Annotated in this window: 1 protein-coding gene; it reads right to left on the reverse strand. The window is 54.9% G+C overall.

From position 1 onward, the window contains the following. Nucleotide 1 precedes the first annotated feature (1 nt). A complete protein-coding gene (locus tag EI77_RS21240) occupies nt 2–17,413 on the reverse strand; it encodes an autotransporter-associated beta strand repeat-containing protein (RefSeq protein ID WP_133797328.1) in 17,412 nt (5,803 codons plus the stop codon). Between the last annotated feature and the right edge of the window lie 193 nt (nt 17,414–17,606).

The following is a 17,606-nucleotide window of genomic DNA, read 5'->3' on the forward strand; positions in this document are numbered from 1 at the left end:
ATTAACGACGGCGGCGGCGGAAGAACAGACCCATGAGACCGAAGAACAGCAGCATCATGCGGCTTGGCTCAGGCGTCACAAAGAGAATACCGTGCGTGGCGAAGTAGTTGGTGTTCCAGCTCAGCCCGGCAGCCAGTGCAGGGAGATTGAAAAACTCAGTTCCCACCAGGTTGTCGGAAGGATTGCTCTCATTCAGAGAAGCCCAGTCCACCAGGTGGAAGACTTCACCATCCTGCGGGCTGTAGCCGCCCGTGAAGCTGACCGTAACCGTCCCACGCACCGTCTCCACACTGGTATTTTCGATGACCAACTGGTCATGCGTACCAGCAGCCCAGGCCGTTTCAGTCCATGTCGTAGGAACCGCGAAGCCACCAGGATTCGACTGGTAAGCCTTGGTGGAGGAGAGGTCCAACACCGTATTGCCACCGATCTGGAAGAACAGAGTGGAATCCGTATTCGCCGTGAGCGTACCCACCGTCAACCGACCGATTTCGCTGACGCCCGCAGTCATCGTGCCGGGGGAAAGGATACCGCTATCAGCCACAGTCACCGCACCGCTGATGCGGCCCGTGCCACCCAGGGTGGAAAGGGAGGTCACAAAGACATCCCCCGTGCCCGTGCCGGAGCCAGTGATGTTATTCACCAGCATCGTGCCCGCCATGATCCGGGTTTCCCCAGCGTAGGTATTGGCGACCATCTGGATGAAGGTGCCCGCGCCCGTCTTCCGGACACTGCCCGTGCCAGAGATGACATTGGAGGAAGTCCAAGTCGTCGCCGCCGTGGTATCGATTTCCAGCTTGGAATTGTTCTCGATGCTGCTGGCGAAGGCCGTCGTATCCGTCAGGCGCAGCGTACCACCCGTGACCGTCGTCTGGCCAGTATAAGTAATACGGCTGCCCACCAGCGTCTGCGTTCCCGTGCCCTGCTTCTCGAACTCGAGACGCGTGGTATTGCTGCCGCCTGAACCCTTGTTGCGCATGTAGCCTCTGTAGCTGTAATCCTGGCTGCTATTGACGATGAGCTTGCCATTGGTAAGGACACCGGTCTCGGCGCTTTCCAAGTTTTCGATCACCCCTTCATTGGTCGTGCCAATGATACCTGCTAGCGTTTCCGTGAAGCCCATGAGCTTGAAGTAGGAGTTCTCACCGCTGGCACCGCGCATGGTAAGCGTGGCGGTGTTCACGATCTGCTCACTCTTGCCTAGTGCCATCACCACATCAAAATCGTTGGGGTTATTGGTCACATCACCGATCTCCAGATTGCCGTTGATAACGGCATTGGTATCACCATTTAGAACAACAGAATTTGTGCCACCACCGTTGACGCCTCCGTGGTTGAACAAATAGGTGCCCGTGAATGTGCTGCTGCCCTGGATGGTCAGCAGGCCAGTCGAAGAGGAAGACCGAGTCTCAAAGATCAGCACGTCATTGGAGCCAGCAGTGAAATCATCGACCCCGTTGGCCAGCGTCGTGCCCGTGGTCACCTGGGAGACATCAACCACACCGCCACCCGTGCCGATGTTCCAGGTCTTGGAAGAAAGGTCACCTGTAAAGCCTCCAGTAACACGGATACCACCGCCATGGAAGTAGAGCGTCCCTGTTCCGAGCTTGTTGAGGTTATCCACCGACACCAGGCCCTGGTTCAGGTAAACATCGGTGAACGCATTGGATGCACTCCCCAGAGTGAGGATTCCGGCGCCAGACTTCACCAGAGGCACTACAGAGAGCAGCGGCGAATTGATGGTGAGGTTGTGCGCAGCAGCACCCGTGACATAAATATTGTAGTCACGTCCGCCGCCAGTGGTAATACCACCGGTGGCGAATGCCGACAGTGTGTGGCCAGCGGGCGTTGTCCCAGTGGTCGTGGACAAGATGGCTCCCGAGGTAATCTCGATGCTGTTTGTCGGACCCGTGATAGCAGCGGCACTATTGCTGCTGCCAGCATCAATGACCAGGGAATTGATGGCTGAGGCCGTGCCGGTCAAAGCAACAGTAGCCGTCAAACGGACGTTGTTCGTCGAAGGTGTGGCTGCTGTGAGAGCATCAAATTCGGTGGCCGTGTTATACTCCGTGGAAAGCAGAGGGCGAAGGTTTTTAGTGGCCGCATCATAGGTCACAAAAGAATTGCCCCATGTAGTGCTGTTGGCCATAGTACCAATAATCCACGGCACGATGGCGATGTTGACCTGACCAGCAGTGCCTGTCCCGCCAACAGTAGCGATGGCAGCATCGGAACGAATCAGACCTTTGCGGATCGTCGTGGTGTTACCAAGGTTCAAACCACGCACCAGCAAGGTGCTGCGATTGCTGCCCTGGCTGATGCTGGCTGCCACTAATTCCGCCGAAATGGCAGAATTGTCAGTTGTCGGAGTGGCGGTGATGACGTTGGCACCATAGCCCAGGGTGATAGCACCCACGCTTTCCGAACGGGGTCCATAGCTAGAAGAGGTAGTGTGACTGTTGTCCACGATAAGCCCACTCGTGCCGCCGGTGTTATTCATCGTGATGGTACTCGTATTGCGAATACGGTCCACGTTGCTCGCCTGATCCTGGGCGCTATGCAACTCACCACCATTGAGGATATAGGCTGTGACATCATTAATCGATCCGGCAGAGCCGCTCATCGTGATGCGGCCTCCGTTGATGGTGAGCGTCCCTGAGAGGGAATTGTCACCATTGATGGTCAGTGTGGCCGTACCATTTTTCACAAGATTACTGCCAGTGCCGCTCATGACGCCCGCGAAGGTTCCTGCTGCGGTTTGATTTAGAGTCAACGTGGCAGCAGCTGCGATGACAACCGTGCTGGAGGTGCCACCACTCAGGGAACCAATGGTTTCCGAATTGGTCAGTTCAAGGCGTGCACCAGAAATGTTACGGATATTGACCGCAGAGGTATCGCTAATGGCATTGCCGCCACTGACGCGGAGGATGCCTTCGTCAATGTTGATGGTGCCTGTGACATTGGTACCGGAGAGAAGCATGGTGCCAGTGCCATTTTTGGTGAGGTTGGATCCGCCGATCAAATTGGAGGCCACGGTGAGAAGACCGGTGGAGTTTTGATGGAAGAAGAAGCCATCAGCCCCAGCCTGCAAGTTGCCACCCGTGATGGTGGTGGCATTTCCCGCAACCGTGGAGGTTAGTAATACCCCGCCAGAAGCAATGGTGAGTGTGTCAGCCACAGTCACCGTGGAGACGGCCGCCGCATTAAAGCGAAGGCTGTTGATGGTGTGGCGGATTGTATCCGTGGTCCCGGTCATCGCGGCACTGCTAGTGATGTTGCCGTTGACGCCCCACGCATTGGCTGAGTTTTCCGTCGTGTAAGTAGCTGCCACGATCTGAGTGCCAGAGAGCTTCGCAAAGTCATTGGTATTAACGTTCATCCAGGCCGCGAGCATACCGTTCACATTAGTCGCAGACCCTGTATATTTGATCTGGGTCTGGGCGCTCGGCAGGTTGAAGTTCACCGTGCCGTTGGTGCGGCTGAGAGCACCGGTGATGTGCAGCACAGTGTCCTGACCACCGTTGGAGATAAGCTGGATCTCAGAAGGACCGCCAGCGCTGACCAGGTCCGTCACAGTCTGAGTGGAAGGACCCGTGGCGTTGCCGGTGAGGCGAAGGATGGCACTCGTTTCGCCACTGCTGAGGATGCCCATCGTCAGAACACCATTACCGATCTTGCTGTCCGCAAGATTATTTGTGGTGAAGTCCAGGTTCAGGATGCCTTCGCGGACAGTCGTGCTGCCAGTGCCCAGGGTGTTATTCCCGCTCACGTTCATCGTGGTGGTGTGATCCTTGATGACATTTCCGGCAGCACTGCTGAGAGCGGCCGAGATCGTACCTGTATTGAGGTTAAGGGTGGCCAAGCCGCTGAGCGTTCCGCTGCCTGTGATAAAACCAGCTTCAGTGGTGTTATCAAATCCGACCGTCAGCGTGCCGTTAGTCATGGAATTGTTAAAATTCATCACTAAGTTGCCGATTCCATTGCTGTTATCGCCCAGAATCAACTGCTCGATGGAAGCACCAATGGCATTTTCGGCATTGATCAGGATCGTAGATCCATCACGAATGAAGATGCGGTTGGTGCCGGTGCTGCCCACAATGGCATCAGCCGTCTTAAGATCAAGCGTGGGTGCTGCCGTTGTATCCACTAACAAATCTTGCGAAGTGGAGCCTGCTGCAGCCCAGGTCAGGCGACCACCGGTTTCGATAGTGAGCGTACCTGCATTGATGAGGTGATCATCAACGACGGTGACAACACTGTTGATTGTCCAGGAACCACTCCCGTTCTTCGTGAGGTCAGCTGTGCCTCCATCTGTAGTTCCAGCGACCAAGGTGATCCCGCCGCTGATGAGACCGCTGCCCGTGCCATCTAGCGTGATGCCAACTCCATTGGCACCCACTGCCCCAACAGTCGTGCTGATAGCCCCGGAAACCGTGAGGCCCGTGGTGGCGCTTGTAGACGCATTGGCCGTGAAAGTGCGTGCAGCAGCCCCCAGATTTACCGCAGCGGAAAGGGTAGCACCAAGAGGATTGTTAATCCCGTCATAAAGAACGTTACCGCCCAGGGTGATTGTGCCGGTGTTGGCACTGTCAATGACCTGGGAGGTGGAGGTGGCATCAGCTCCACTAAAAGTAATGCCATTCAAAGTAAGCGCCCGGCCATTGATATCTAAAATGGCCGTTTTCCCTGCGCTGGCATTGACGAGAACCTCCGTGCTGATGCTACCCGCAGCCCCCATCTGAAGGGTGCCCGCGTTTACGGTGGTGAGGCCGGTATAGGTATTGACGCCATTCAGGATCAGCGTCCCGTCTCCCTGCTTGGTAAAGGCCACATTGTTCTGGTTCGTTCCGGCACCGCCGATGACGCCTTGGAAAGTATCCGTGGTTGCCTGCACCACTGTCAGAGTGGAGACAGCCGCATTGCCACCAATGATCGCGTTTCCAGCCGTGGTGCTAGAAGAAAGGTTACCGATGGTGTTGTTGGAGGCACCGCTGGAGTCTCCCAGTTGCAGAGTGGCCGCAGTCGTGCCATCGCCCAGGGCGAGTGCAGTCGTTGAGGACATATGGTCATCATCCCCGCCTGCAAGGATGATTTTCCCAGCCACCAGATGAATGCCACCGCTTAGCGTAGCACGGCCATTCGGGCCGGAAAGGATGAGAGTTCCTGAGGATGTGCCGTTGCCATTAATGGTTAGCAGGCCCGTGCCGCCGAGGTTGCCGGAAATGGTCAGGATGGAGTCCATGTCCGTCAGGTTCCAAGTCTGGCTCTTTGCCAAGGAAACATTAGCGCTAATACTCACATCCGGTGCTCCGGTTAAGAGAGTCAAGCCGGAGGCTTGCGTAGCATTCCCCAGTGTCAGCGTATTCGTTCCACCGGATGAGCCGATGGAAATGTTAGTTCCACCTGAGTGGAAGATGAGTTCCCGGATGGTCAGATTAGCCCCCAGTGTCGTGGCGAAATTAGCCGCACCCGTGGCACTGAAATGGACGATGGATCCGCTGTCTGGTGGCACCAGGGCATCCGTTCCGCCTGCCTGTGTGGTAGCCCAGTTGGTAGGAAAGCCATCGCCAGATGTAAGGGAAGCGGACCAAACCCCTGTGGCGATGCCGGTGAGATCACCCTTCCACCACACGTCCGCAGCCGCTGCCTGGGCTGTCGGCGTCAGCACCCATTGCTCCCCAGGCTCCCCGAGACCAGTGAACTTTTGGGTGAGTGCATAAGTGAAGCTACCGCCGTTGAACACCACCGGGTTGATGCTGAAGCTGCCCGAGCCAAAAATGGAGTCGTCGTCCGCTCCGTTGATCAGCACATACTCCAGCCCGGCTGTAGGAGCATTGTTCACATAAATGGCTGTCGTCAGGGTGCCGGTGACCTGCATGCTCTGTCCTGTAGCCAGATTGAGCTGTGTGTTAAAACCGCCGTCCAGGGCAAAGCCGAGGGTCGCACCGTTGCCGACGGTGATGACATTTCCGGTCCCGGAGAAATCATAAATCACATTGGCGAATGAGCTGGTTCCGCGCATGGAAAATTCCGTATTGTCCGCCAGTGTGAGGCTGGTCATCGTATTCGACAAAGGCTGGACACCATCAATGAAGAGCTTGCCGCCGCTCACTGTGGTGGACCCGGTGTAGCTGCGGGCACCGTTGATCACCAGTTCACCACTGCCGCTCTTGACCAAGTTCAGGTTATTCTGATTCGTGCCGGAGCCGCCCAGGCTGCCATTGAAAGTGGTGTTGACGGATTGGTTGACCGTCAGTGTGGAGTTTGCAGCATTGCCGCCATAGATGGCATTGCCCGTACCCGTGCCGGAGGAACTGAGGGAGGTCAGCGTCTGGCTGGATGCGCCCGCAGACGTACCCAGTTGCAGGGTGGCGGATGCCGTTCCAGAACCCATAGTCAGACCCGTAGCAGCCAGCCGGTTGTTCGCGCCACCAGCGGCGATGACGGTTCCTTCCTGGAGTTCCGTATTGCCAGTGTAGGTGTTCGTGCCGTCAAAGGTCAGCGTTCCTGTCGTGGTCTTGACGAGGTTATCGCCACCATTGAATTCCGCCACGTTCTTGAGGGTACCGCCTTCGATGACAATGCTGGTCAGCTTAGCCGTCCCGCTGCCACCCAGGGTATTGTTCCCCATATCCAGCACGGTATTATTGCCGGTCAAAAGGAAATTAGCCGTGCTTGTGCCACTACCGCCCACCCTGACGATATTGCCACTGAGGGTCACGTTGCCGCCAGTGATATTCAAGTTGGCGATGGCGACAGATGTCGCCGTTGTGGTTGCGGCCATCGAGATCAGGCCACTGAGCACTGTGCCACCACCGATGTTGAAGTTACTGGTGACCGTGCCGGTGGCTCCCTTGGAGGAAAGCGTCAGGCTGCTCATATCCAGCGTCCCTTCATCAAAGCTGAAAAGATTAATTTGCGTGCCTGTGCGCGCATTCTGCGTGCCAATGGTCACTGCGCCGAACTTTAAGTCTGCATTGTGCCCAGAGACATCGAAAGTATTGTAGGAACCGACAGCAGTGGATGCGCTCCCGGTGCCCATGTTGAAGACAGCAGCTCCAGTGCCTGCCGCATTTCTGATGATAATGCTGCCATCTGTGCTGACCGAATTGAAGGCGATGGAGCCGGAGTCACGGCCTCCCGTCCCGATATTGATCGTATTGACATTGAAGGTATTCACCCCACTGCCGAGCACCACCTTGTTGACCTGCTCATTAGGAATGTTCGTGCTGCTGTTGTTAGTCGCTGAATCGCCTACAGCCAGTGTCGCCACAGTCACCGTCGTAGTGCCGTCTCCAGCAGTCGGCAGGATCAGGGTTCCAGTCTTGCCAGATACAGCCGAATTGGTGGTCGGGTTCACCCGCAGCACGCCGTTGGTCGTGTTCAGTGAAATGTTTAAAGAACTCAGACCACTCATGTCAACCAACGTCGCATTGGTGGCAGAACTGCCTACGATAAAAGAGCTGGCTGCAGCGGTATTCGTCACAACCATTTTACCACCTCCGGTAAAGTTGACTGCGGTATCGGATCCAGCCGCCGAGGAACCCAGGGCAACGTTGTTATTGATCGTCAGCGTCTTCGTAGCACCGATTTTGACCTCGCTCGCTGTTGTCGAATTCGTCAGCATGGTGAACGCACCGCCGAACGTGGCGTTAGCAGCGGTCAGGTCCAATACGCCTGGTGTCGTCACCGTATTTGCTGACCCCATGCGCAGACCGCCTAACAAATTTTGGTCCGCCCCAAAGGCAACCGTTCCGTTTTCAATGGTTGTGAAGCTTGAATAGGTATTGGTGCTGTTCAACGTGAGCGTGCCGGTACCGCTGTAGGTCAGGCCACTGGCGGCCGCACCACCATCAGTGACGACTCCGTTGACCGTGACATTGCCACTGCCATTGAGAGTCAGAGTGGCTGTCGTAGCCGCATCGGAAAGCAGAAGGTAATCACCGTCAAAGGTGACACCACCCGTGTTATTCACGGTAAGGGTGCGACTTCCACCGGCATTCACAACATCACCTTCGAAAGTCAGGGATCCGGTGCCTGTGATAACCGGATTGGCACCATTCAGAGTAAGTCCCTTCAGCGTCGTTGTATAAGAGCCAATATCCAGTGTGGCTGCGCCGAGAGTCAGGTTCGTCGCAGTAGGTAGAGCGGCAGAAACGCCATAAGCCAGGGTGCCAGCACTGATCGTCGTATCACCCAGATAATTGGCAGCCACGTTGAGAGTCAGTTTGCCTAAACCCGCTTTGGTAAAGCCGCCTTCACCACCACCACCGATGGCCTGGGTCAAAATGACATCGTTGCCATTGGTATCGAAGGTCGCTCCACCCACCCCGAAGATCGTAGTCCGGGTGGAGGCATCAAAGCTGGTGCCTGTGGCCCAGCGCAAGGCCCCTCCATAGAAATTCAGCGAGCCAGTGCCCAGGCTGCCCAGTGCCGATACCTCGATCGTGCCCTGGTTAAACCAAGTGCCGCCGCCATAAGTATTCGTCAGGTGCGTCAGCGCCAGCGTGCCTGCGCCAGATTTCACCAAGGCTGCCCCAGTGCTGCTCAGGCGGCTTTCAAGTGTCAGAACATTTGCAGCGTTCGTGCTGTAAATGATGTATTCACTCGTGGAGGTCAGCAGGTTTGCGAATCCGTTGATGCGGGTTGCATTAGCACCGGCAGAAAGCAAGGCACCGCTGCTCAGGGTCAGGTTATTGCCAGTGACACCCGTCAGTGTCAGGCTGCCAGCCGTGGAATCCATCACAAGAGAATTGATCACCTTTCCAGCCAGGGTCGTGCTCACACCTGGATCAGTGACAAAACGAACATTGCTCGTGGTGAGCCCACCCAAAGCCGCATAGCCCGCAGCATCTGTCACATACTCCGAGTTGGCTAATACGCGCAATCCAACTGCAGTATTGGTGACGAAGCTATTGCCAAGGCCTACAGAACCCGCAGTGCCATCACCAATGATGTATGGAACAATGCTCAGGGTCGTAGCCGTAGCACCGGTACCGCCCACGGAACCCGCAGGTGCTGTGCTGAACAACACCTGCCCACGGATGCCGCTGGTTGCCCCCAGTTCAGTACCGCGCACCAGCAATGTAGATTTGTTATTGCGGGTCAGCGAGGTGGATGTCAGACGGGCCGTTGTCCCCGCCGTTGAATTTTGAGGTTCTGCCGTGATGACGTTGTGACCACCACCAAGGGTGACAACACCCACTGTTTCATTGCGGGTTGCTCCAAGATCATTGGAGTTTCGCACATAAAGTCCATTTCCACCCGCCGTGTTGTTCAAAGTAATGGGCGCAGAGTTACCAATACGATTGACATCTGAATCCTGATCCTGGTCAGAATAAAGGCTGGAGCCAGGCCCATTGACCGTGAAACTCGTGGCATTGATCAAAGCACCCACAGTGCTGTCGAGGTGCAGCGTACCACCATTGACAATCACCCGTCCAGTGAACCCCGTGCTGGCACCTTCCAATTCCTGAATTCCAGTGCCTGTTTTAATAAGCGTGCCACTGCCAGTCAGCAATCCAAGGTAAGTCGGAGTCGAGGTCGTTTGGTTGAGAGTCAGAGCATGAGTACCGATGCTAACGGTGGCCAGTGCATTGTAACCTGCAGTCGCACTCCCACCAGCGAGACCGCCGATGGTTTCATTACCCTGGAGTTCCAGGAGCGTGGTGTGGTCATCCGCTAGTGTGACCAGGGAAAGGTCCCCTATTGCATTGCCGCCTGACACTCGCAGGGTGCCATTCTGTAGGTTGGTGGCTGCTGAGAAGAAATTCGCTCCATTGAGATGCAATGTGCCTGCCCCGCTCTTGGTGATGGACTGGGTCCCTGAAATGCTAGACCCCACCTGCAGGGAATGGGTCAGACTATCCGTAATGAAAACCAGTTCACTCGTTCCAGAGATAAGCCTGCCACTGGTGATGGACGTAGGACCCGCGACATTAGAGGTCTGTAGGATACCGCCGCTGGCGATATTCAGGATTCCAGTGTCTGCCACAAGTAGGCCAGATCCACCGGCAGCATTGAAGCGCAGGCTGTTGATCACCGAATTGCCCGTGACCGTGCCGGTAAAGCCCGTCGTTTCATCCGTAATATGGGCACCGGTTGTCCAGTTACTCACATCATTACCCCCGGAGAGCATGGCGACAGCGACAATGTTGCTGTCACCGTCGATCTGGGCAAAACTTGTCACCCCGCCTTTAGTCACCGTCGCAAAGGCAGTGCCTGTGCCGATCAGACCCGTGCTACCATTCGCCGAGCCTGACTTGATGAAGCCGCTGTCTGGTGCTTCAAACCGGATGGTGCCTGTGCGTGCTGAGCGGGATATGGTCCCGACATTCACCGTGGCAGACCGGGTAAAACCGTTGGTGACTGAAATCATGTTTGCACCACCTGCCAGTGCCAGTGATGGAAAAGTATGTGTAGTCGCTCCTGCGGCACTGCCGGTAAAGGTCAGGTTACCTCCGCTCATGCTCAAGGCGGATCCGGCGGAAATTTTCAGCGTATTGCTGTTAGTGTAGTCCAGGATCAGCGTGCCTGCATTTACCTGGGTGGTCACGGTGCCGTTCAGCCCGCTGTTATCACCGCTCAGCGTCACCGTGCCCATGCCGGTTTTCACAATCGTGCCTGCACCCGCCAGCTTGGCCGATACGGAGCCCGCGTACAGCTGGATACTGCTTGCGGCAGTGGTAGTCGTTACATTGATGGTCCCTGTCCCGGTTATATGACCCACCAGATTGGCACCGGGCTGACCAATGTCAATACGCGGAACGGTGACGCTGAAGCCATTCATGTTCAGAGTAGCATCTGCACCGGCAGTTTCATACCCCACATACACCCCCTCAATACCATAGCTCGTGCCAAAGGCATTGTTGTCACCCACATTCACCGTGCCACCATTGCCAACGAAAATGTTGTTACTCGTGCCGGCGAAATAACCCAAGACACCGGTAGCATTAAGATTTGCGACAGTGCCCACGCCATTGACCTTTAACTCATCCCCCACCACCATCGATGTCCCGGAAAACGTCCAGTTGCCCGAGGCAACGACCAAATCCGGAGCGGCGCTGGTATGGGTAAAGCCACCCGTCACAAATCCCTGGCCTGTGCCGGAAAGCGTCACGCTCACAGCATTCGCATTGATGCCGCCTGCATACGTCATCGTCGCATCGTTGGTGCCCGAAGCGCCCAAGCCTGCGGTTGCTGTGACGTTTACCACCCGGTTCAGGGTTTGGCTGTTACCTGCCCCGTCAGCGATAAAGCTCAGTACACCACCGCTGACTGTTATCGCGGTTGAGCTATTGCCCAAGTTGCTGCCTGCACTTGTATTGCTGACAGTCTTGAACTGCAACGTGCCTGTCGAAAGCGTGATGCCAGTCAGCGTATTCGTCCCGCTAAGCTCCAGGATACCATTGCCCGTTTTATTCAGCGTACCATTGGTGAGATTTCCGGCGATCACAGCCTTGTCTGTAGTCACTGATGGATTGTCCACCACGCTCACAACTCGGGTGCCAGCATTAAGGTTGATGTTATTATTAAAAGTCACCACCCCAGTACTCGTCAGGGCAGAACCGAAAATAAGCGGCGCGCCATCCGGCACAAAGTTAGCCGTGCCACCCGTGCCCCACACCAGAGGATCCGCCGCACTGGACAGAGTCACCGAAAGGTTCCCGCCGACCGCTGCAAAACCACCACCGCCCGACAGCCATTGCACTTGGCCCGAGCCAGTACCGATGCTACGCGTGAATGTGCCGTTGCCAGAAAACACCCCGCCGTTAAGGACGAGATTACTGGTAGCATTGAGGCCAATAATGTCTCCAGCAGTGATCTGATAGGTGCCCGAGAAGTTATTATTGGTGATGCCGGAGATGTCCAAAGTACCCGCACCTGCTTTGACCAGCGAACCACTTCCCGTCAGGGTATTGATGGTCCACACCATATCAGAAGCCAGGCCCGTATTGTCAGCCACCGTGACCGTCACATTGCCTGATCCCAGAGCCAGCGTGCCTGCACCGGAAATAGTCGCAGCCGTCAAAGTCGTACCTGTGGCAGTGATGGCCGTCGGGGTCAGCGTCAATGTGCTGGCGATGTCCAGAAGCGCACTGGCCCCCATGCTCACCGTGCCAACAGAATGGTTCACGCTGGCATTGCTTTCAAAATAAACATTACCCGCAGTGATGGTCAGGTTACCCGTCCCCAACTTGCCTGCCCCCTTTACTCTCAGGATGCCGTTGGCATTGTTGACGGTAGTACTACCCCCGGTGCTATTAATACCCCCGATATTCAGCGTGCCATTGCCTGTATAGCTAAGGTTGACTCCAAATGCCTTATCGGTGCTTATTGCACTGTTGAGATTCGTCGTTCCACTGCCGTTAAAAGCCAACGAAACAGCGGAGGTAAGTGAGTTGAAGGGCATCGCACCGTTGAGTGTCAACGACTTACCCGTTGATATCGAGTTAGCGAAAGTTTGTGTAGCCGATTGGTTGTTGTAGGTCCATGCGCCATTGGCTATGATACTGTAATCACCAAAGAAAGTGGTGGTGCCTGATGTCGTTGTGCTGTTGATAAACCATGTGTTGGCCAGTGTTCTATCTTCGCCATAGGCAAACATCGAGCCATTGCGTAGGTTAATCGTGCTCGCACCGAAAGCGTTCACATGGCCAATCCCAACCGCACCGGATGTAATCGTTGTCTGGCCAGTATAAGTGCTGTTACCAGCAAGGATCCAAGTGGCATTTCCATCGATGGTTAGTGCAAGTGCATCAGCACCGCTGTTATAGTTCGTCAGCGGACTGGTGATCATGTTACCCATCGTGTTAGAGCCACGGAGATAAAGAATCTTGGCTCCAGCCACCATGTCATTGACAATATTGGTCAGAACGAGCGCCCCTGAACCATCCGCATGAATTTGAGTATTGCCCGTAGAAGTGTTCAGCCGGATCATCCGGTCACTGGTTTCTCCCGCACCGACATACTGCAGAATCCCTGCACCCGTGCCACCGTTACCCATAGTGAGGGCATTGGATGCCAGATTCGCATTGACATTCGTACCCAGGCTTGATCCAGACACTGCATCGGTGCTTCTCCCCAATGAGTTCACGGTCAGGGTGCCTTGATATAGGTTGGTTTCACCACTGTATGTATTTTTACCCATCAGTTGAAGCGTACCCGATCCCACTTTACGCAAACCTGTACCCGCATTGCCTGAAATGATGCCCGAGATGGTGGCATAGTCAGCAGCCGTATTGGTATTATCATCCACACGAATGGTGCGCATGGCGAGTGCGCCAACGGCCCCTGTTCCCGTCGCTCCTCCTGAGGATGCCGTATTTGCGCTGATCGTCACCTGAGTTGCACTGTTAATGCTGACAATATAGGCGCCAGCGGGGATATTTATGCCGCTGATGCTTTGACCCACGACCAAACCTGTGGTGTCCACAGTCACGTTTGCGCTGCTGTTGGTCGTCGTCATCGCCAGAGAAGCCTGAGCAGCCCCGCCCGTAGCAGAGCCCAGAGAAAAGTTTCCAGCGATGTCAACTTCCGAAAGCGCCATGGCAGTTGTGGCACCCTGCGCACGAGCCTGGGATCCATTCAAGATCAAACCGTTTCTATTATCCAGGAAACCAGTCGTGCTACCCCAAACGGGCGTTCCGGTCCAGCTTACAGTCAGTTTACTGTCACCACCGATGAATCCACCTGAGAACTGAGCGGTCGTTGATGAGGAAGGTGTAAAGCGCATCTGCCCGGCACCCGTCCCAATGTTTCTGCTCAGGGTTCCTTGTGAATACAAGGCCCCACCGTCAAAGACGAGATTGGAGGCAGTGGGTAAACCCTGGCCGCTAGTCGCTACCAAAATACCCTGGCTAATCGTAGTAGTGCCAGTGTATGCGTTGGTTGAACCTGCAAGGTTCCAAACTCCGGTGCCTGTTTTGATGACGCTTGTGATGTTGGCCCCAGTGCCACTGTCTGTAAGACGCGGGTAAAAGGTGTTATCGCCGGTGGATGTGCCGCCAAAGGTGAGAGTCTGCGGCCCGGTGATTCCATGAACAATGTTTCCTGTATTTCTCCAAATGATCGCATTGTTGTTGGTCACCGTGCTGGATAGTGTGGCACCGGTGCCAGCGAGCGTAAACAGGCGGTTAGTAGATGTAGAGACCGTGCCTGCTGTAAGTGCACCATTCAAGATCGCACCTGCATAAACAAGGCCGCCCGTGCTGCCATTGAAGATCAGGTTTGCTGCATTTTGTGCATCATTCGCCGCGCTACCAGAGCCTGCACCGATACCGCTGGTCTGGCCTAGATCTGTCATGGAATTAACGGTGACCAAACCAGTAGATCCAATAGTCGTCGTCCCCGTATAAGTGCTCAGGCCCAACAGGCTCTGGGCCCCGGTTCCTCTCTTGATCACATTCAAGACACCCGTCCCATCTTTAAGGATGCCCGTAAAAGTACCTGCTGCGGTAGAGCTGGTGCTGCCAATTGAAAGAGTCGCTGCCGAGGTTCCCGAAACACCACCGCTGTTGGTGATGGTACCCGCGCCAGTCAAAGCACCGATGGTCACTGTCTGTGAAGCCCCGGCGGCATTGATATCCAAAATGGTGCCTTGCCTCAATGTGGTCAAGTTTGCTGCCGTCGAAATAACCCCCAGTGTAGCCGTCGCTCCAGAAAGCTGCACCATACCTTCGTTGATGATCGTGTTACCCGTATAAGTATTCGCTCCGCCAATCACCAGCGTTCCCGTTCCGGACTTAGTCAATGATCCCGTTCCAGATCCAATCAATGAGTTGATGGTCAGTGCTGGAATAGGCAGCGGAGTCGGCGGGTTGGTAGAGTTGTCGAACTGACGGACTCCATTGGTAATAATCACGGTCTCCACAGAAGCAGCACCAATCTGGCTGCCTGTGATTGTTGCACCGCCCAAAGTGTAATCAAAAAGCAGGCCTTTGGCTGTCAGAGTCAGAGTGCCGCCAAGAGTCAGAGTAGGATTGCTTGTTCCGCCCACGATCTTCAGGGTGTTGATGGAGGCCGTTCCAGAGGTTGATCCATTGACGGTCTGCACGTAGTTCACTCCCGAATTTGTTGTCCCTGAGAAAGCAGTGGTGGGGAGAGCCGTATAAGCTGTGTAGGCGCTGACCTTGCCAGCCGTCTGGGTTGCCCAATCAACGCCGTTGAATGTGTGAAATGCTACCGTGGAAGAGGCTGGCGCAATGATGCCATTGGTAACCGTTGGAGCCGAAGTAAAAACGATGGACTCGTTAGCCCCCACATAGTTTACTGTGGCACCAGCCGTGCGGGTGCCTAGTGATGCGAATGTCAGCGTGGCCTTATCACCGACGCCTGCGCTAGGCGTTGTTTTGACAGTGCCAGCACCTGCGGTCAGGGTCAAAGCCCCCACCGACTCAGCACTGTTGCTGTTCGCACCCACGTATTCAAAAGTGCCACCCGCTTCCTGAGTCACAGACTGAGCATTAAAGATGACGCTTGCTCCATCATTAATAACATTCCGTGAAACGCTCGAATCTTTAATTTTCAAAAGACCATTGGTCAGCGTCACATTGGTAGTGAATTCATTTGCGCCTGAGAGAACCCAAGTACCTGGGCCATTTTTGTTCACCCCTCCGGTTCCGGCTTGTGGAATCGCCGAGGTGATGATGTTATCGGCCATGTTCGTTCCACCGAGCGTGATTCCGCCCGAGCTCGTAACAGCAGCCCTTGTAATAGTACCATTAAGCACCACTGGATCCGCCCCGCCTTGATTCGCATATATTGCACTGGAAGCCGAGGTAGTATTAAAAATCAGAGCCTTGCTTGTAATCAGGCCAGCTGCCGTTGTGTTTTCCGTTGCGCCGATAATAAGATTTCCCGCTGTGGAACTGGCGTTACCAAGCGAAATACTGCTGGTGTTATTATTTAAAGAGTTAAAATCAGTAATGGCCAGTATGCCCGCAGTGACACTTACATTTCCGCTAAACGTAGATTGCGTGCCTGTAAGCGTCAGAATCCCTGCACCGCTTTTGGTAAAGTTATGGTCAGCACCCGTTGCCATGATGCTTCCATCAATAAGTGTATTGCCAGTGCTGGTGATGGTCATCGTGCGCGCTGTGGTACTAGTGGTGTTCCAAAACGGACCCGTGAAGGTCAACAGCCCCCCCATATTGGTGGTAATTGCTGCATCCCCCGCAGTGGTTCCAACGGTCGCACCACCAGTAAAAGTAGCTCCATAGCCATTACGTGAATTAAAAGTCGTCGTTTCCCCGGCATCGAAGGTCAGAGTACCAAATGACGCCGTTCCATTAATGGCACTTTCAATGTCAGTGCTTCCAATCGCATGATCCACAAATACAGTGGAACTGGCGGCTGCACGCTGATAGATATTATGGGAACTGACAAAATTGTCTGATCGCACTTCCAGAACCACACTGTCCGTGCTGAGGTCAACAACAGATGAGGAACCTGTGCCAACATTGCTTCCCAAATCAGCGCCTGAACTGACACGTACAGAGCCGCCCACAATCTTTATCACTCCAGTGTAGCCAGTGGCATCGACAGGATTCAGAGTCAGTGTGCCCACACCCGCTTTACTAATGCCCCCGGTTCCCGTAAGCGTCCCATTAATGGCGTAGTTGCCAATACCGACACTGTTTGTTAACCCGAGGGTAAGCAGAGTCGTGCCAGTCACATTGACGTCAGTCATGCTCAATGTACCGCCTGAGGAACTGACAAAAGTATTGATCAAACCTGTCCCATTGGACAGAAGTCCGCTGATTGTATTATTACCCACACTGATAAGAGCAGCCCCGGAGGCAGGAACAGAACCCGCGCCTTGCAGAGCCAGATTACGGGTCAAATTCACACCAGAATTATGAGTACCCGCCAACACGAGTGCCCCGCTGGCTAAGCCACGTGTCAAAGATCCATTCACCGTAACTGTTGAAGTATCGTTGCCCAGCGCATCATTGTGATCAATGACCAGCAGACCGTTATTGATTGTCGTACTGCCTGTATAAGTATTCACGCCACCCAGATACAAGGCACCGCCGCCAGTTTTCACGAGTCCGTCCGTGCCATTTAGCACGCTGTCAATCGTCGCCACCTTGCCCATGTCCACACGGATGCCGCCTGTCCCCACAGCCAGCGCTCCTCCGGTCAGTGTATAGGCATCCTTGAAGCTGAGACTGTTGGCTAGGCTGCCTACATTCAGAGTGATTTCCTGCGGTGTGCCGACGTTGAAGGTCACATTATCAGTGGCAGTGGGCGCTGCTGCCGGGGTCCAGTTACCCGCTTCATCCCACTGGAGATTCGTGGCTCCTGTCCAGGTCACGTCGAGAGCCATAAGCGGCTGGCCGATCTGCCAGAGGCACATCAGTACCGTCAGGAAGATGTTTATAATGAGGCGATGGCGGCGCAGGGTGGTCATAAAATGGGGTGTAAACAGGGGGCAGGAAACTCACTTAAACTCGGCGATAGCGATTCAGGACAGCCCATGGGAGGCCATGGAGTGTCCGGGATAATCTAGTGCTGAGGGGTTGGGGCGGGGACTCAAGTGAGTGCTTATTAACGACATCATTTCATAGAAAATGCGCGGATTAGTAAAGATTTTTTTGTTTTCA

The sequence above is a fragment of the Prosthecobacter fusiformis genome (assembly GCF_004364345.1).
Taxonomy (GTDB): domain Bacteria; phylum Verrucomicrobiota; class Verrucomicrobiia; order Verrucomicrobiales; family Verrucomicrobiaceae; genus Prosthecobacter; species Prosthecobacter fusiformis.